At 73.7% G+C, this 16,894-nt stretch carries 16 protein-coding genes; 11 read left to right on the forward strand and 5 right to left on the reverse strand.

The features are described 5' to 3' along the window. The first annotated feature begins 127 nt into the window (after positions 1-127). A complete protein-coding gene (locus tag LPU61_RS03440; RefSeq protein WP_144420196.1) occupies positions 128-454 on the forward strand; it encodes a hypothetical protein in 327 nt (108 codons plus the stop codon). A 180-nt stretch (positions 455-634) separates the two neighbouring features. Here the strand turns inward: LPU61_RS03440 and LPU61_RS03445 are convergent, their stop codons facing one another. Then, entirely contained in the window at positions 635-904 is a 270-nt protein-coding gene (locus LPU61_RS03445; RefSeq protein WP_229404095.1) for a hypothetical protein, read from the reverse strand. A 467-nt stretch (positions 905-1,371) separates the two neighbouring features. On the opposite strand from LPU61_RS03445, the gene LPU61_RS03450 reads away from it, so the two are divergent. Both LPU61_RS03450 and LPU61_RS03455 read left to right on the forward strand, forming a co-directional pair. Beyond that, positions 1,372-2,253, forward strand: coding sequence for a helix-turn-helix transcriptional regulator (locus LPU61_RS03450; protein WP_229404097.1), 882 nt, complete (start codon positions 1,372-1,374; stop codon positions 2,251-2,253). A gap of 4 nt (positions 2,254-2,257) precedes the next feature. Beyond that, complete coding sequence (locus LPU61_RS03455; protein WP_229404555.1) at positions 2,258-2,437, forward strand: DUF397 domain-containing protein; 180 nt, start codon at positions 2,258-2,260, stop codon at positions 2,435-2,437. Positions 2,438-2,509: 72 nt separating this feature from the next. On the opposite strand, the gene LPU61_RS03460 is transcribed toward LPU61_RS03455, so the two are convergent. Beyond that, on the reverse strand, positions 2,510-3,349 hold the full coding sequence (locus tag LPU61_RS03460; protein ID WP_229404099.1) for a YhjD/YihY/BrkB family envelope integrity protein: 840 nt from the start codon (positions 3,347-3,349) through the stop codon (positions 2,510-2,512). Between the two features lie 51 nt (positions 3,350-3,400). Between LPU61_RS03460 and LPU61_RS03465 the strand changes: the two genes are divergently transcribed. The 6 genes from LPU61_RS03465 (at position 3,401) to ispG (ending at position 8,950) form a co-directional block, all read left to right on the forward strand. Then, positions 3,401-3,826, forward strand: a complete 426-nt coding sequence (locus tag LPU61_RS03465; protein ID WP_229404101.1) for a GNAT family N-acetyltransferase — start codon at positions 3,401-3,403, stop codon at positions 3,824-3,826. 227 nt (positions 3,827-4,053) lie between these two features. Continuing rightward, positions 4,054-4,461: a hypothetical protein gene (locus LPU61_RS03470; protein WP_229404104.1), complete on the forward strand. Its 408-nt coding sequence runs from the start codon at positions 4,054-4,056 to the stop codon at positions 4,459-4,461. Positions 4,462-4,585: 124 nt separating this feature from the next. Continuing rightward, positions 4,586-5,206, forward strand: coding sequence for a Uma2 family endonuclease (locus tag LPU61_RS03475; protein ID WP_229404106.1), 621 nt, complete (start codon positions 4,586-4,588; stop codon positions 5,204-5,206). A 52-nt stretch (positions 5,207-5,258) separates the two neighbouring features. Further along, positions 5,259-6,518, forward strand: coding sequence for a 1-deoxy-D-xylulose-5-phosphate reductoisomerase (gene dxr / locus LPU61_RS03480; RefSeq protein ID WP_229404108.1), 1,260 nt, complete (start codon positions 5,259-5,261; stop codon positions 6,516-6,518). Further along, entirely contained in the window at positions 6,518-7,768 is a 1,251-nt protein-coding gene (locus LPU61_RS03485) for an RIP metalloprotease (RefSeq protein WP_043962383.1), read from the forward strand. The genes dxr and LPU61_RS03485 overlap by 1 nt, the downstream gene beginning before the upstream one ends. Before the next feature lie 9 nt (positions 7,769-7,777). Beyond that, positions 7,778-8,950: a flavodoxin-dependent (E)-4-hydroxy-3-methylbut-2-enyl-diphosphate synthase gene (gene ispG / locus LPU61_RS03490; protein WP_043962384.1), complete on the forward strand. Its 1,173-nt coding sequence runs from the start codon at positions 7,778-7,780 to the stop codon at positions 8,948-8,950. 76 nt (positions 8,951-9,026) lie between these two features. Here the strand turns inward: ispG and LPU61_RS03495 are convergent, their stop codons facing one another. Continuing rightward, positions 9,027-9,632, reverse strand: coding sequence for a PadR family transcriptional regulator (locus tag LPU61_RS03495; protein WP_043962385.1), 606 nt, complete (start codon positions 9,630-9,632; stop codon positions 9,027-9,029). 173 nt (positions 9,633-9,805) lie between these two features. Here LPU61_RS03495 and LPU61_RS03500 point away from each other — a divergent pair, with 173 nt between their 5' ends. Together LPU61_RS03500 and LPU61_RS03505 are read left to right on the forward strand one after the other, a co-directional pair. Next, on the forward strand, positions 9,806-10,645 hold the full coding sequence (locus LPU61_RS03500; protein WP_043964165.1) for a GNAT family N-acetyltransferase: 840 nt from the start codon (positions 9,806-9,808) through the stop codon (positions 10,643-10,645). A 131-nt stretch (positions 10,646-10,776) separates the two neighbouring features. Next, positions 10,777-14,310, forward strand: a complete 3,534-nt coding sequence (locus tag LPU61_RS03505; RefSeq protein ID WP_229404110.1) for an ATP-binding cassette domain-containing protein — start codon at positions 10,777-10,779, stop codon at positions 14,308-14,310. Between the two features lie 59 nt (positions 14,311-14,369). On the opposite strand, the gene LPU61_RS03510 is transcribed toward LPU61_RS03505, so the two are convergent. Both LPU61_RS03510 and LPU61_RS03515 read right to left on the reverse strand, forming a co-directional pair. Continuing rightward, positions 14,370-15,437, reverse strand: coding sequence for an NADH:flavin oxidoreductase/NADH oxidase (locus LPU61_RS03510; RefSeq protein WP_043962387.1), 1,068 nt, complete (start codon positions 15,435-15,437; stop codon positions 14,370-14,372). A 21-nt stretch (positions 15,438-15,458) separates the two neighbouring features. Next, positions 15,459-16,802: a dicarboxylate/amino acid:cation symporter gene (locus LPU61_RS03515; RefSeq protein ID WP_229404556.1), complete on the reverse strand. Its 1,344-nt coding sequence runs from the start codon at positions 16,800-16,802 to the stop codon at positions 15,459-15,461. Positions 16,803-16,894: the final 92 nt, after the last annotated feature.

The following is a 16,894-nucleotide window of genomic DNA, read 5'->3' on the forward strand; positions in this document are numbered from 1 at the left end:
CCCTTCTTGAATGTGTGGCCGTGTCAGAGGGGTGATCGTGATGAGGAGGCTGTGGCGTGAAGGTATGATCAGGTCGCGCTTCGGATGGCCTGTTCCCCGGGTTGCCAAGGAGGTCTCGTCACGTGAGATGTCCACGCTTGTCGATGCCGCCAAAAGCTCTGGATTAAGTCGTAAGGGCAGCGGTCTCGTGGTCCAAGAGGGCTGGTGCTACTATCTCCTGCCCTACCTTCAAGAGTCGTCTCCTGTGCCGTGTTGGATGTGCGTTGTGGCGGCGGTCAAGAATCCCACGAAAGCATCCGGCGTTGAGCGGGTCGAGCTGCATTACTCCCGCCTTGACGTGGCGATAGATGAGTTCCAAAGCTTGCGTAACGCTGCCGCAGTCGATCGCGATCGACTGCTTCATTGGGTTCTCTGGGATGCGGCTAAAAGTGTTGGTGAAAAGGGTGGTGTCTGAGTCGGTGAGTTGAGCCGGAGGTGAGCAAGCAATGCGGCTTGAGGTCGACGTCGGTGGCGGTCTGGGTGGACACGTCATGCGCTTAGCGTGGCCAGGTAACGTGCGGGGTGATCGCAACGTGTGGCTCGGCGACAACTTGTTGCAGACCCTGGACCTTGCTGTGTTCCGCTTCTTGGGCGGTCAGTGGCGGGTCCAGCCGATGAAGCGGGCGAAGTAGTCCGCCGGATCCACCTCCTTCGGATGGGTGCGCAGCCGGTCGGCGATCGCGTCGTGCATCAGCACGCACAGATAGATCGCCAGCCCGACCCGGTCGCGTGCGTACTCGACGCGTAGGCAGAGCTTCGCCGGCTGGCAGGGCCACGGCGCAGCACACACCCGACACCGCCACGTCGGGCGGGCCGCCACGTGCCGGCGTAGCTCGGCCAGCGACACCCCGTACCCGCTGCTCATGGTCGTCGCTCGCCCCGTCGCAGGGGCCCGGCGGCCCGGTGCGGCGCGGTCGCCGGGGCCATCGGCCGGGCGGTCGGGGCGGCGCGGCCGGTGCACCGCCTGCCCGCCAGCCGGTCCGGGTCGGGCCGGCACAGCATGCGGTCGGGGCAGGGCCAGCGCAGGCCGCACACGCAGTGCCGCCCCCAGCGGGACCAATCGCGGCGGTGCGTCGGGCCCAGCGGCACGGGCCGGTCGGTGCGGCGTCTTCCGGGGATGCCCACGTGCGCCTCCGGGTCGGGTCGGTTCATGGGGGTGGGGGCAGGAGCCGGGATGAGGTCGGGGGAGGCTCCTGCCCCCTCGGGGGGACCACGCCGCGAAGCGGTGGTCACGGATGATGCTCGTTTCGTTGCTGGCGGTGAGCAATGCTTCGGAGAAGAATGCGGACCAAGGGATGAGGTGCCTTACGCGACGACAGATAAGGGGATGACGTGGACGACTCGGGCAGCACCGTCCCGCGTAGGCAGCTCGGCAGGTATCTGAGGGAGCTTCGCGAGAACGCGTACGTGACGGTCGCGGCGGCGGCCAAGGAACTCGAATGGTCGGCACCCCGGATCTGGCGCTACGAGACGGGTCAGGTCTCCATGCACCCGAACGACGTGGAGGCCATGTGCCGGGTCTACGGCGCGTCACGCGAGACCATCGACACCATGCGCGCCCTGGCCCGGGAGACCAAGGCGCACGGCTGGTGGCACAGCTACGGGGAGGCGATCAAGGACTGGTTCAAGCTGTACGTCGGCCTGGAGTCCGCCGCGACGCGGATCCGCAAGTACGAGGCCGACCTGGTGCCGGGGCTGTTGCAGACCGTCGAGTACATGACCGAGGTGATCGCGACCGACTGCCCGCAGTTGAGCGAGGCGGAACGCCGGGCGAAGGTGGACGTGCGGCTGCGCCGGCAGCGGCTGCTCGTCCGGGCGATCCCCCGGGCGCCGCAGCTCGACGTGATCATCAGCGAGGCGGTGCTGCGCCGGCCGCTGCGCGACCGGGCGGCGATGGCCCGCCAGCTCGACGCCCTGACGGTGACGGGCGAGCAGCACAACGTCAGCGTCCGGGTGCTGCCGCTGGACGCCGGGCTGGTCCGCTGGTCGCAGGCGGGCACGTTCACCATGCTCGACTTCCCGCAGCAGGTGCGGGAGCCCGAGCCGACCACCATCTACTCCGACGGGCCGTGCGGCGCGGTCTACCTGGACAGGCCGCACGAGATCGAGACGTACGAGGAAGCCTGGCGCTCGCTCGCCGAGCGGGCGCTGAGCGGGGCCGAGTCCCGCGAGCTGATCGCATCGACAGCGAAGGAGATGTCCAGTGCAGCGTGACGGTGTGTGGCGCACGTCCACCCGCTCCGGCGGGGAAGGCGACTGCGTCGAGGTGGCGGCGTTCGCCGACGCGGTGGGCGTGCGCGACAGCAAGGACCGGCAGGGCCCGGCGCTGAGCTTCGCCCCGGCAGCCTGGGCGGGCTTCGTCGAGGCGACCCGGGCGGGCGTGCTCGACCGCCCCTAGCGACACCCTAGCCCAGCGACACCCGGGGCCAGCGACACCCGGGCAGGAGGCCCGCCGCGCCCTCGCGCATGCTCATCGTGCGGCGGCGCGGCGGGACCGCCAGTCCGACAGGGCGAGCGTCGCCGAGTACCCGGCCAGCACGATCACGTGGAACAGGTAGAGCCAGAGCAGCACCGCCACCCCGCCGCCGATCGCGTCGAAGCCGCCGAACGGCACCCCGAGGTCGAGCGGCAGCGAGGCGAACAGCACGAAGCCGTGCAGGAAGCCCGACAGGTTCGCCGCCGTGAACGACCCGATCGCCAGCGTCGACAGGAAGTCCGGCGACGCCGGCCCCACCACCCGGAACACCCACATCAGCACCGGGGTGAGCACCAGCCAGACGCCGAGGAACGACAGCACCACGCCGAGCGCGCCCCGCCAGCCGCCCTGGCGCACCAGGTGGGTCGTCACCGGCAGCGCCAGCAGGATCGACAGCAGCAGCGCGGGGGCGGGCGCGAGCAGCGGGAGCAGCAGCAGCCGGCCCCGCCAGCCGACCAGCGCCCCGCCCGGCTCGCGCGGGGCGGCCACCGACACGAACGCCCGGCGCAGCCCCTCGCCGTACAGCGACGCCGGCAGCAGCGAGGCCAGGGCCAGCGCCGGGGTCAGGCCGAGCCCGGCCTCCAGCAGCGCGGCCACCGCCCGGTGCGCGCCGATGTCGGTGGGCAGCGTCTCGATGGCGTACGAGGTGAGCCGCCGCACCCGGTCCGCCCCGGCGGCCAGCCCCGTCGTCCAGATGGCCAGCAGCGCCACGGGCACCACGGCGATCGACCCGTAGAACGTGATGGCGGCAGCGTGCAGCGACAGGTCCCGCCCGCGTACCGGCCGGAACGCGGCGCTGATGATCCGCTTCGTCCGCTGCCATCCGTCTGCCACCGCGACCTTCTTCCCCGCCCCGCTCCCCGGTACGCATTACGATCCCGCGTCATGACCGTGCTCACCACGGAACGCCTCAGCGCCGACCGGCTCGCTTGGTGGCGGGAGCGGCACGCCGCCCACGGCGACCGGTACGGCACCTGGGCGATCGAGACGCTCGCCGACGGGCGGATCGTCGGGACGGTGCTGCTCAAGCCGCTGCCGGGCCGCGACGAGCGCGTGCCGACCACCGACATCGAGGTCGGCTGGCACCTGCACCCCGACTCGTGGGGCCACGGGTACGCCACCGAGGCGGCCCGCGCCCTGGTGGCCCGGGAGTTGGCGACGGGCACCCCGCAGGTGTGGGCGGTGGTCGCGCCGGGCAACACGGCGTCGGCGGCGGTCGCCCGGCGGCTCGGCATGGCGTACGTGGGCCGGCGCACCGACTGGTACGGCGGCGAGGAACTGGACGCCTTCGTCCTGCGCGCCGACGCCTGACAGCGCCTGGCGACACCGGCCGGCGGCGCGTCACCGCAGCCGACGACGCTGGCGACACCGTCGCGCGGACCCCGGGAACGCACCCCGCTGGTCGGTGCCGACACTTCGCCTGGTCAGCCGTTGCCGGGCCGTTGCCGGCGGCCTACGCTCGTGCCCGCGCCAGCCACCCCTGGGAGATCCCAGGCAACGTCGGCAGGCCGGGGTTTGCGACAAGCAGGAGGACGAACATGGTGGTGCCGGGCGGTCCCCAGGGCTATGCCCCGCTGTCGGCGGGCACCCGCCCGGGTGCAACGGGGGCCCGCCCGGGGAGTGTGGCGGCCACCGCCGCCGCCGTGGTCGCGGTCGTGCTGCTGGTCGTGCTCGCCCTGGTCGTGGCACTGGTCGGGATGTTCCTGCCGATGGCCGCAGACGCCTGCGGCACCGAAGGCACCGAGGGGCTGATGATCTGCGGGTCAGCCGGTGAGTTGGTGGTGCTCGCACCGACCGGCGGCGCCGTGCTCGGGGTGCTGCTCGCTCTCGCCGGGTTCCTGCCGTTGCCGTTGCGGCACCGCCGGTTGGTCTTCATCGGCTTGGGCTACCTGTTCGTCCTCGGCGGGCTCGGGCTCGGCTTTCTGGTGGCCTTCAGCGGCTGGTGACGTGATCCGGCCGCACGCTCACCCAGGCCCGACTCCCGTCGGACAGGCTGTGCGATGCGCTGTGCCGAGGGCTGCGACGGCTAGGCTGACCTGAGCAGAATGTCGCGCTGAGGGGGTGAGCCCGATGGCCCAGGCAGCGTTTGCGCCCGAGCCGGCGTCGCAGCGGCCCGAGCCGTCTTTCGACGTGCTCCGGTGGCACGACGAGCCGTGGACGGCGCGGCTCGCCCTCGACCTCTTGCCGGAGACCAACGGCCCCAAGGTCGAGGTCCTGAGCGGAAGCGTGATCGTGACACCACATGCCGGCTTCGACCACCAGAACGTCGAACTCGACCTGGCTTACCTGCTCAAGCAGGCGGCCCGGCGGGCGGGGCTCTGGCTCTACCACGAGGTCAACATCGTCTCGGGCGACGACCTGTTCATCCCCGACATCGCCGTGTTGCGTGCCTCGGGCGGCGGCCGGACGACGATGAAGATCAGCGACGCCGTGCTGCTCGGGGAGATCGTCTCACCGGGCAACCGGCGCAAGGACGTGATCGACCGCCCCCGCGAGTACGCCGCCGCCGCAGTGCCGTTCTTCCTCCGCGTCGACCTGCGCAACCGGGTGCCGACGCTGGCGCTGTACGAGCTGGTCGACGGCGAGTACCGCCCGCTCGCCGCCGCCGCGGCCGGCAGCACGTTCACGATGAGCCGCCCGTTCGAATTCACGGTCGACCCGGCCGACCTGCTCGACGACGAGGCGCCCTGACGGCGGTGAGGCTCCCGGCGGGCGCACAGCCCGGCTGGGGAAGAATGGACGGGTGACAACTCCCCGCGATCTTGTGCTGCTCGGCTCGACCGGCTCGATCGGCACCCAGGCCATCGACATCGTCCGGCGCAACCCCGACCGGTTCCGGGTGGTGGCGCTCGGCGCCGGGGGCGGCAACGTCGAGCTGCTCGCCGCGCAGGCCCTCGAACTGGGCGTCGAGGCGGTCGGGGTGGCGAAGGCGTCGGCCGCGCAGGACCTCCAGCTCGCCTTCTACGCCGAGGCGAGCCGGCGGGGCTGGTCCAGCGGCGACTTCAAGCTGCCCAAGATCGTGGCGGGGCCGGACGCGATGACCGAGCTGGCGCAGTGGCCCTGCGACGTCGTACTCAACGGGGTGGTCGGCTCGCTGGGGCTCGCGCCGACGCTCGCGGCGCTGCGCGCCGGGCGTACCCTCGCCCTGGCCAACAAGGAGTCGCTCGTGGCCGGCGGCCCGCTCGTGAAGGCCGCGGTGACGCGGCCGGGGCAGATCGTGCCCGTCGACTCTGAGCACTCGGCGCTGGCCCAGTGCCTGCGCGGCGGCACCCGGGGCGAGGTGCGCCGGCTGGTGGTCACCGCCAGCGGCGGGCCGTTCCGGGGGCGGCGGCGCGACGAGTTGACGCAGGTCACGCCCGAGCAGGCCCTGGCGCACCCGACCTGGAACATGGGGCCGGTCGTCACGATCAACTCGGCGACGATGGTCAACAAGGCGCTGGAGGTGATCGAGGCGCACGAGCTGTTCGACGTGCGGTACACCGACATCACCGTCATGGTGCACCCGCAGTCGGTGATCCACTCGATGGTCGAGTTCGCCGACGGGTCGACGCTGGCCCAGGCCAGCCCGCCCGACATGCGGCTGCCCATCGCGCTGGGCATCGGCTGGCCCGACCGGGTGCCGGACGCCGCCGCCGCCGTCGACTGGACCACGGCGCACACCTGGGAGTTCACCCCGCTCGACGACGAGGCGTTCCCGGCGGTGGCGCTGGCCAAGGCGGCCGGGGAGGCCGGGCGCTGCCGCCCGGCGATCTACAACGCGGCCAACGAGGAGTGCGTCGCGGCGTTCGTCGCCGGCCGGCTGCCGTTCCTCGGCATCGTGGACACCCTCCGGCGGGTGCTGGACGACGCTCCCGATTTCGCCGAACCAGGTACCGTCGAGGACGTGCTCGCCGCCGAGTCGTGGGCGCGCGCGCACGCGCAGGAGATCATCGTGGCGTCACCATCGGCGTCGTCGTCGGTCTCGGCGGCGTCGTCGGCATCGGCATCGGTGGAAGGAGCTTGATGGCGTACCTGCTCGGGGTGGTCCTGTTCGCCCTGGCCATCCTCGTCTCGGTCAGCCTGCACGAGGCGGGGCACATGCTCACCGCCAAGGCGTTCGGGATGAAGGTCACCCGCTACTTCGTCGGCTTCGGCCCCACCATCTGGAGCTTCAAGCGGGGCGAGACCGAGTACGGCCTCAAGGGCATCCCGCTCGGCGGCTTCTGCAAGATCGTCGGAATGACGCCGCAGGACGACGACGTCGAGCCGGGCGACGAGCACCGCGCGATGTGGCGCTACCCGGTCTGGAAGCGGACGATCGTGATGTCCGCCGGGTCGGTCACCCACTTCGCGCTGGCCCTCGTCGCGACCTGGATCATCGCCGTCTCCGCCGGCCTGCCCAACCCGGACTTCCCGACCACCGACGCCGAGGCCCGCCAGGAGCCGGCGGTCATCGCCCTGGCCAGGTGCGTGGTGCCGGAGAACGCCGTGCGTGAGTGCGCGACGAGCGACCCGGCCAGCCCGGCCGCGACGGCCAACCTGCGCGACGGCGACCGGATCACCTCGTTCAACGGCACCCCGATCAACAACTACGGCGAGCTGCTGACCGCGCTGCGGGCCACCAAGCCGGGCGACACCGCCCAGATCGGGTACGTCCGCGACGGCCAGCCCGGCACCACGAGCACCGTGCTCGCGCAGACCCAGCGCCCGCCCCTGGACGACCCGAAGGGCGCGGTCGGCCCGGTCGCCGCGCTCGGCATCGGCCTCCAGTTCAGCACCCCCACCCGGGTCCAGTACGGCCCGGTCGCCGCCCTCGGCGGGACCGCCCGGTTCACCGGCGACATGGCCGTCGGCACGTACGAGGCGATGAAGCGCATCCCGCAGAAGGTGCCCGCCCTCTGGACGGCCATCAGCGGCGGCGAGCGGGACGTGGACACCCCGATCAGCGTGGTCGGCGCGAGCCGGCTCGGCGGTGAGGCCGTGGAGAACAACGCCTGGCTGGTGTTCTTCATGCTGTTCGTGTCGCTGAACTTCTTCATCGGCGTGTTCAACCTGCTGCCGTTGCTGCCGCTCGACGGCGGGCACATCGCCATCGCCTGGTTCGAGCGGGTCCGGTCCTGGGTCTTCGCCCGGTTCGGCCGCCCGGACCCGGGCCGCGTCGACTATCTCAAGCTCATGCCCATCACGTACGTGGTGATCCTGATCGGCGGCGTGTTCACGCTGCTGACCGTCACCGCGGACGTCGTCAACCCGATCACGCTCTTCTCAAGGTGAGTGCCTGAAGTGACCGCAGTCAGTCTCGGTATGCCCGTCGCGCCGCCCCCCGCGCTCGCCCCGCGCCGGGCCAGCCGCCAGATCATGGTCGGCTCGGTGCCGGTCGGTGGGGGCGCGCCGGTGTCGGTGCAGTCGATGACCACCACCCTCACCTCCGACGTCAACGCCACCCTCCAGCAGATCGCCGAGCTGACCGCGTCCGGCTGCCAGATCGTCCGGGTCGCCGTGCCCTCGCAGGACGACGTGGAGGCCCTGCCGGCGATCGCCCGCAAGTCGCAGATCCCGGTGATCGCCGACATCCACTTCCAGCCCAGGTACGTCTTCGCCGCGATCGACGCCGGCTGCGCCGCCGTCCGGGTGAACCCGGGCAACATCCGGCAGTTCGACGACAAGGTCAAGGAGATCGCGAAGGCGGCCGGCGACGCCGGGGTGCCGATCCGCATCGGCGTCAACGCCGGCTCGCTGGACAAGCGGCTGCTCGCCAAGTACGGCAAGGCCACCGCCGAGGCGCTGGTCGAGTCGGCGCTGTGGGAGTGCTCGCTGTTCGAGGAGCACGGCTTCCGTGACATCAAGATCTCCGTGAAGCACAACGACCCGGTAGTCATGATCCGGGCGTACCGGCAGCTCGCCGAGCGCTGCGACTACCCGCTGCACCTCGGCGTCACCGAGGCCGGGCCGGCGTTCCAGGGCACCATCAAGTCGGCGGTCGCCTTCGGCGCGCTGCTGGCCGAGGGGATCGGCGACACGATCCGGGTGTCGCTGTCCGCCCCGCCGGTGGAGGAGATCAAGGTCGGCAACCAGATCCTGGAGTCGCTGGGGCTGCGCGAGCGGGGCCTGGAGATCGTCTCCTGCCCGTCCTGCGGGCGGGCCCAGGTCGACGTCTACAAGCTGGCCGAGGAGGTCACCGCCGGCCTGGAGGGGCTGCCGGTGCCGCTGCGGGTGGCCGTCATGGGCTGCGTCGTCAACGGTCCGGGGGAGGCCCGCGAGGCCGACCTCGGCGTCGCCTCGGGCAACGGCAAGGGGCAGATCTTCGTCAAGGGCAAGGTCGTCAAGACCGTCCCTGAGGGGCAGATCGTGGAGACGCTGATCGAAGAGGCGCTGCGGATCGCCGACGAGATGGGCGCGGAGCTGCCCGAGGAGCTGCGGGACCTGCTCCCGGGGGCCACCGTCACGGTGCACTGACCCGCCGCACCACGCCGCACCACGCGCCGACAGGGGGCCGTTCCGCCGGGAACGGCCCCCTGTCGTGTGCCCTCCCTCACCCCTCGGCGAGGATGGCGTAGAGCTTGCGCCGGGTCTCGGCGAGCACCTGCGCGGCCCGCTCCCGCTGGTCGTCCGTGCCGGTCATCATCACCTGCCGCAGCGCGTGCATCGCCTGCGTGCCGGCGTCGCGGATGTCGTGCCAGCTCGCCACGGTGTCCTCGGCGAACTCGCCCCACGGCGGGGCCTGCGCCGCCTCGTCGGCCTCGGCCCGGCCCGCCTCGGTGACCGTGAACCGCTTGCGCCCGCCGCCGGCCTCCTCTGTGGTGGCGGCGACGACGCCCTCGTCCTCCAGGAGCTGGAGGGTCGGGTAGATCGACCCGGGGCTGGGCCGCCAGGCCCCGCCGGTGCGGGAGTCGATCTCCTGGATCATCTCGTAGCCGTGCATCGGCCGCTCGGTGAGCAGGGCCAGCACGGCGGCGCGGACGTTGGGTCGCCGCCCCCGGCCTCGCCCCCGGTGGCCACCCCGCCCGCCGCCGTGCGGGCCCCCGTGCCCGGGCGGGACCGGCGGGAAGGGCGGGCCGGGGGGACCGGGTGGGAACGGCGGGAAGCCGAAGCCCCGCATCCGCGCCTCGTGCATGTGTGTCCGTCGGTGGAACCCCATGGTTCTCTCCCCTCGAAGTCTTGTCGCTGATGCATCAACGATATATCGCCAACGGATCGGCAACAACTCGTTTGTGCGCCGCCGGCCGCCGGGCCGGCGCGACCCCGGCCCAGCCCGCGGCGGACTCCGTACTCGGCCGGCGGGGCGGGCGGCCGATCTGGCAGGCTGGAGGCGTGCTGACGGCGCCGGTGCGGCAACTCGGGGAGTCGGAGCGGCGTGCGGTCGAGCGGCTGCTCGACCTCGACCCGTTCGCGGGGGCGCAGGTCGCCGAGCGGGTCACCGCGCGCGGGCTGGCCTGGTGGCGGGCCGAGGCGCGCATCCTGGGCTACGGCGCGCGCCGCCACCTCGAGTCGATCTGCTGGCTCGGCGGCAACCTCACCCCCGTGCTCGCCTCGGAGTCGGCCGTCGCCGCCTACGCCGAGCTGCTCGCCGCCGAGGAACGGCTCTGCTCGTCGATCGTCGGGCGGGCCGACGCGGTGCTCGGCCTCTGGGACCGGCTCTGCGGGCACTGGGGGCCGGCCCGGGACGTCCGGCCCAACCAGCCGCTGCTGGCCACCGACGCGCTCCCGTCGGTCGTCATCGACCCCGACGTGCGGCTGGTACGCGGCAACGAGGTGGACCGCCTCTTCCCCGCCGCCGTGGCCATGTACACCGAGGAGGTCGGCGTCTCGCCGCTAATCGAGGACGGCGGGCGCGGCTACCGGCGGCGGGTCGCCGACCTGGTCCGGGCCGGGCGGGCGTACGCGCGGTTCGTCGACGGCCAGGTCGTCTTCAAGGCCGAGCTGGCGGTGGTGACCCGGCACACCGCGCAGGTCCAGGGGGTCTGGGTCGCCCCGGAGTGGCGCGGCCGGGGGATCGCCACGGCGGCGATGGCGGCGGTCACCCGGGACGCGCTGCTGCGGGTCGCCCCGACCGTCAGCCTGTACGTCAACGACTTCAACCTGCCGGCCCGCCGCGTCTACGAACGCTGCGGGTTCCGCCCGGTCGGCACCCTCGCCACCGTCCTCTTCTGACGTGCGCGGGAGCGCGGAGAGCCCGAGGCCCCGACACCCGGGCGGGTGGCGCGGACGGTAAATGCGTTGAAGGCGTCGGCCGGATCACGGAGGGTGGAAACACCGCCACCCGAGTGTCCGGAGGGACCGACATGCGCCTTTTCCGTGACCTGTGGGCCACCTCGGCGCGCCGGATGACGCTGGTGGCGACGCTGATCGTGCTCGGCGCCGCCGGCCAGGCCGCCGCCGCGGCGCTCGCCGGCCCGGTGCTGGTGCACCGCTCGGGCCTCCTGTTCGCGGTCCTGGCCGTGGCGCTGTGCGCGGCCGTCGTCACCGACCTCACCATCGGGCTCGTGATGGCCGGGGTCACCGCCGACTGGTCGGCAGACGTGCGGCGGCGGCTGTGCCGGGTGGCGCTCGGGCAGGACCTGCCCACCCTGGAGGGCACCCCGGTCGGCGAGCTGCTGGACCGCATCGACGGCGACGTCTACCAGGTGGCCTCCGAGGTGCGCGGGCACGGCGTACGCATCGCCCAGATGAGCGCCACCGGCCTGCTCTCCACGGTCGTGGCCATGTTCGTCTGGTGGCCGGCCGGGGTGAGCATGCTCGCGCTGACCGCGCTGCTCGCCCTCGTCCTGCGCCGCCCGACGCGGCGGATCGCCCCGGCCCGGATGGCCGAGGAGGAGGCCTGGACCGACCTCGCCGCCGTGATGGAGGAGGCCGTCCACGGCCAGGACGACGTGCGCACCAGCCTCGCCCGGCCGTACGTGCTGCGGCTCTTCGCCCGCCGCGCGGCGACGGTGCTGGCCCGGGGCAACCTGGTGTGGCGGATGTCGGCGTGGGTGACCGCGACCGGTGCCGGCGTCATCCGCGTCGGCATCGTCGGGGTGGTCCTCGGCGGGGCGTGGGCGCTGGCCGCCGGCCGGATCGACGCGGCCCGGCTGACCGCCGTGTGGCTGCTCGTGCTCGCGTTCGGCGCGACCGTCGAGCACGTCAGCCGGATGGTGCCCGAGCTGCAGTACGCGCTCGGCGCCTGGGGGCGGGTGCAGCTGCTCCAGGACGCCCCGCAGGAGCCGGCCGGCGGCCGGGAGCCCGTCGACGGCGACCTGGTCGTGCGCCATCTCACCTACCGCTACCCGGCCGGCGGCTCCGACGGCGACCGCGCGCCGGCGCTGCGCGACGTCTCGCTGACGTTCGCCCGGGGCCGGTCGTACGCCCTCGTCGGCCGCACCGGATCCGGCAAGTCGACCCTGGCCAAGGTGCTCACCCGGGCCGTGGACCTGCCGCGCGGCACCGTCCTGCTCGGCGACACCGACCTGCTCGACCTCGACGTCGAGCTGCTGCGCCGGTGGATCGCCGTGGTGCCGCAGCGCACCGAGATCCTGGCCGGCACCCTCGCCGAGAACGTCGCGCTGTTCGACCCCGACCTGCTCGCCGACGCCGCCCGGGCGCTGGACGAGCTGGGGCTGACCGGCTGGATCGCCGGGCTGCCCGACGGCCTGGACACCCGGCTGGGCGAGGGCGGGCACGTGCTGTCCGCCGGGCAGGAGCAGCTCGTCGCGTTCGCCCGGATCCTGGTCCGCGACCCGCACGTGGTGATCCTCGACGAGGCCACCGCGCGGCTGGACCCGGTCACGGAGACGCTGGTGCAGCGGGCCACCGACCGGCTGCTCGCCGACCGGATCGGCATCGTCATCGCCCACCGGCTCTCCTCGGTGCGCCGCTGCGACGAGGTGGTGGTGCTGGCCGACGGCGCGGTCGTCGAGGCGGGGCCACTGCACGCCTCGGAACGGTTCGCCGAGCTGCTGGCCGTCAGCCACGCCTCCGCGTACGCCGGAGCGGGTGTCGGGGCCGGCGCGGGCGTCGGCGGGCGGGCCGGCGGCGCCGCCGTGCTGACCGACCCGCCGCCGTCGGACGCGCCCGGCGGCCCCGCAAGGTCCGCCGCGCCCGTCGGGACCGCGCGGGTGAAGGTCGAGCCGCCCGAGCTGCCGCCGGCCCCGAGCACCCGCACGATGCGGGAGATCCTCCGCCTCACCACCAACAACCCGCGGTACGGCCTCGCGGCGATCACGCTGTTCGGGCTCGGGGGCCTGCTCGGCCTCGACGGCTCGGTCCTGCCCTGGCTCTGGGCCGACCTGGTCGACGGGGTGGGCGGCCCGTGGTGGCCGGCGGTCGGCATCGTCGCCGCGCTGCTGGTGACGACCCCGGTGCCCTACCTCACCAGCACCATGTTCCCCAACTGGTGGGTGCGGCAGATGCTGCGGATCAGCCTGCGGCTGGTGCACGGGCAGACCGGCCCGCGCCGGATCAGCGGGCACACCCCGGCGGAGGTGGTCGCCCAGGGCGGCGACACCGAACGGGTGGTGATCCTCGCCGACAACATGCTCGACCAGGCCATCTCCGTGCTCATCGTGGTGACCATGACGCTGGTCTCCGGCAGCTGGGTCCCGGCCCTGTTCTTCGCCGGGACGATGGTCGTCTCCGGGCTGGCCGCGACGCTGTTCGGGCCGCGCCTGGAACGCTCGGCGCGGGCCACCGTGGCGGCGCGGGCGGCGTTCGCCACCGCGCTGGTGTCGTCGCTGTCGGCGGCCCGCACGGTGAAGCTGGCCGGCGCGACCCGGCCGGTGCTGGGCCACCTCGCCGACCTCGACACCGCCCGCAGCGAGCGGCAGCGGCGGGAGATCTCCGTGCAGGTCTGGGCCCGGTCGACGCCCGCCCTGGCCAGCGGCCTGCTGCCGATCGGCGCCTGGGCGCTCTACCTCGGCGGCGGGCTGTCCGCCGGGGCGACGCTGGTCGCGGTCTCCACGCTCGGCGCGGCCCGCTGGTTCGCCTGGACGACGGCGTCGCTCGTGTCCCAGCTGCCGTCCGCCCGGGTGTGGACGCGCCGGACGGTCGCGATGGCCGGGGTCGGTGCCTACTCGGCGTCGGTGCCCGGGGTCGACCTGACCGCCGGCACCGCGCCCGCGCCGGAGCCCCCGCCCCGGCGTCCGCTGCGCCGGCTGGAGCTGGCCGGCTTCGGCGCGCTGCACACCGACGGGACGCTCGCTGCCCACGACGTCGACCTGACCGTCGAACGCGGGCAGCTCGTGCTCGTCGTCGGGCCGGTCGGGTCGGGCAAGTCGTCGCTGCTGCGCGCCCTCGCCGGGATCGTGCACCACACCGGCACCCTGCGCTGGAACGGCGAACCGGTCACCGAGCCGGAGGTGTTCCTGCGTCCCCAGCAGGTCGGCTACGTCGGCCAGCTGCCCCGGGTGCTCTCCGGCACCGTCGCCGACAACGTGGCGCTCGGGCACGACGTGGACGCCGCCGCGGCGGTGTCGACGGCCCAGCTCGAACACGACCTGGCGGCGGCCGGTGGTGTCGGTGAGGGCGGGTTGGGGCTGCTCATCGGGCACAAGGGCACCCGACTGTCCGGCGGGCAGCTCCAGCGGCTGGCGCTGGCCCGGGCGCTGGCCCCGCGTACGGAGCTGCTGGTCGCCGACGACGTGTCCTCGGCGCTGGACGTCACCACGGAGCTGGAGCTGTGGGCGGCGCTGCGCGAGCACGGGGTGACGGTGGTGGGCTCGACGTCGAAGCGGGCGGCGCTGGTCCGCGCCGACCAGGTGGTGGTGCTCGTCGACGGCACGGTCGCGGCCCACGGCCCCTGGCGGGACCTGGAACGGGACTGGGGCCACCTGGCCGGCTGACCCGCCCGCGCCTACGGGCCCGCCGCGCGCCCCGGGCCCGGGGCGCGCGGCGGGTGGGGTCAGAAGGCGCGCTCGTACTGGGCGGGCCAGTCGGGCGTCGCGCCGAGCTTCGCCGCCGCCCGGCGGGGCCAGTACGGGTCGCGCAGCAGCTCCCGACCCAGCAGGACCAGGTCCGCCTCCCCGCCGGCCACGATCTGCTCGGCCTGCTCCGGCTCGACGATCAGGCCGACCGCGCCCGTCGCGACGCCCGCCTCCCGGCGGATCCGGGCCGCGAGCGGCACCTGGTAGCCGGGGCCGACCGGGATGGTGGCCCGGGGAGCCGCGCCCCCGGACGAGGCGTCCACCAGGTCGACGCCGGCCGCCGCCAGCTCCCCGGCGAGCACCACGCTGTCCTCGACCGTCCAGCCGCCCTCGGTCCAGTCGGTGGCGGAGATCCGGGTGAGCACGGGCACGCTCTCGCCGACCGTCGCGCGCACCGCGCGGGCCACCTCCAGGGCCAGCCGCATCCGGCCCGCCCGGTCCCCGCCCCAGCCGTCGGTGCGGTGGTTGGTCAGCGGCGAGAGGAACTCGTGCAGCAGGTAGCCGTGCGCGGCGTGGATCTCCACGGCGGCGAAACCGGCGTCCACCGCGCGGCCGGCGGCGGTGGCGAACGCCTCCACCACCCCCGCGATCCCCGCCTCGTCGAGCGCGGTCGGCACCCGGTAGTCCGGCACGAACGGCTCCGCGCCGGGGCCGACCGGCGTCCAGCCGCCCTCGGCGTCGGGCACCCCGCCGCGCCGGGGCGCCCACGGCCGGTACGTCGACGCCTTGAACCCGGCGTGCGCGAGCTGCACCGCCGGCACCGCGCCCTGCGCCGCGACGAACGCGGTGACCGGCCGCCACGCGTCGACGTGCGCGTCGGACCAGAGCCCGACGTCCTGCGGGCTGATCCGGCCCTCCGGCACCACGGCGGTCGCCTCGGTGAGCACCAGGCCCGCACCACCCACCGCGCGGGAACCAAGGTGTACGCGGTGCCAGTCGGTCGGCAGGCCGTCGGGGCCCGCGCTGTACTGGCACATCGGGGCCAGGGCGACCCGGTTGGGCAGGGTGACGGCGCGCAGCGCCAGTGGCGTGAACAGGCTGCTCATCTCGTGATCCTCCGGAGGCTGTCAGGCGGGGACGGGAGCCGGTTCCCCGGCGCGGGCGGGTCGCCCGGCGTCGCCCGTCCCGGGGTCGGCGGGGCCGCCTCGGCCGGCGTCGCCCGGCTCGGGGTCGGTGAGGTCGCGGCGACCGGCCGAGTCGTAGGCGGCCCGGTCGAGGGTGCCCTCGCGGGCGGCCACGATGGTCGGCACGACGGCCTGGCCGGCCACGTTGGTGGCGGTGCGGATCATGTCCAGGATCGGGTCGATGGCCAGCAGCAGGCCGGCGCCGGCCAGCGGCAGGCCCAGCGTGCTCAAAGTCAGGGTGAGCATCACGATCGCGCCGGTCAGGCCGGCGGTGGCCGCCGAGCCGACCACCGACACGAACGCGATGAGCAGGTAGTCGCCGACGCCCAGGTCCACCCCGAAGACCTGCGCGACGAAGATCGCCGCGAGGGCCGGGTAGATCGCGGCGCAGCCGTCCATCTTCGTGGTCGCCCCGAACGGCACCGCGAACGAGGCGTACTCGCGGGGGACGCCGAGGCGCTCGACGGAACGCTGGGTCACCGGCATGGTGCCGACCGAGGAGCGGGAGACGAACGCCAGCTCGATGGCCGGCCACGCCCCGGCGAAGAAGCGCAGCGGGTTGAGGCGGCCGGCGGCGAGCAGCAGCAGCGGGTAGACCACGAACAGCACGATCGCGCAGCCGACGTACACGGCGGTGGTGAACTTCGCGAGCGGGGCCAGCAGGTCCCAGCCGTACGACGCGACGGCGTTGCCGATGAGGCCGACGGTGCCGACCGGGGCGAGCCGGATCACCCACCACAGCGCCTTCTGCACGATGCTCAGCAGCGACCGGTTGAGCGCCACGAACGGCTCGGCGGCGTCGCCGACCAGCAGCGCCGCCGCGCCCACCACGAGGGCGAGGAAGACGATCTGGAGCACGTTGCCCTCGACGAACGCGCCGACCGGGTTGGTCGGGACGATGCCGGTGAGGAAGTCGGTCCAGGAGCCGGTGGTCTTCGGCGGGGCGGCGGCGCCCACGTCGAGGGTGACGCCCCGGCCGGGGTCGGTGAGCAGGCCGATGCCGATGCCGATGCTCACCGCGATCAGCGCGGTCGCGCCGAACCAGAGCAGCGTCTTCAGCGCCAGCCGGGCGGCGTTGGCCACGCCGCGCAGGCTGACCACGCTGACCACGATGGCGGTGAAGACCAGGGGCGGCACGGCCAGCTTCAGCAGCTGGACGAAGAGGCCGCCGACGGTGTCGAGGGTGCTGGCCAGCCAGCTCAGGTCGTTGGCGCGGGCGACGAAGCCCAGCGCCACGCCGAGCACGAGGCCGAGCAGGATCTGGAGGGAGAAGGGAAACTTGCGCAGGGCGGAAGCCATGGGAACGTCCAAGCGGGGAGAGACGGCGGTCGGGCGGGCGTCAGGAGGAGACGGGCCGCGCCGGACAGACGCCGCTGGCC

Source organism: Micromonospora sp. NBRC 110038 (genome assembly GCF_020884815.1).
Lineage (GTDB): Bacteria > Actinomycetota > Actinomycetes > Mycobacteriales > Micromonosporaceae > Micromonospora > Micromonospora haikouensis.

Bases quoted from the DNA above. Each gene is read 5' to 3' on its own strand.
- LPU61_RS03440 (WP_144420196.1), top strand. From the start codon at position 128: ATGTCCACGCTTGTCGATGCCGCCAAAAGCTCTGGATTAAGTCGTAAG.
- LPU61_RS03445 (WP_229404095.1), bottom strand. From the start codon at position 904: ATGAGCAGCGGGTACGGGGTGTCGCTGGCCGAGCTACGCCGGCACGTG.
- LPU61_RS03465 (WP_229404101.1), top strand. From the start codon at position 3,401: ATGACCGTGCTCACCACGGAACGCCTCAGCGCCGACCGGCTCGCTTGG.
- LPU61_RS03470 (WP_229404104.1), top strand. From the start codon at position 4,054: ATGGTGGTGCCGGGCGGTCCCCAGGGCTATGCCCCGCTGTCGGCGGGC.
- LPU61_RS03475 (WP_229404106.1), top strand. From the start codon at position 4,586: ATGGCCCAGGCAGCGTTTGCGCCCGAGCCGGCGTCGCAGCGGCCCGAG.
- LPU61_RS03485 (WP_043962383.1), top strand. From the start codon at position 6,518: ATGGCGTACCTGCTCGGGGTGGTCCTGTTCGCCCTGGCCATCCTCGTC.
- LPU61_RS03495 (WP_043962385.1), bottom strand. From the start codon at position 9,632: ATGGGGTTCCACCGACGGACACACATGCACGAGGCGCGGATGCGGGGC.
- LPU61_RS03505 (WP_229404110.1), top strand. From the start codon at position 10,777: ATGCGCCTTTTCCGTGACCTGTGGGCCACCTCGGCGCGCCGGATGACG.
- LPU61_RS03510 (WP_043962387.1), bottom strand. From the start codon at position 15,437: ATGAGCAGCCTGTTCACGCCACTGGCGCTGCGCGCCGTCACCCTGCCC.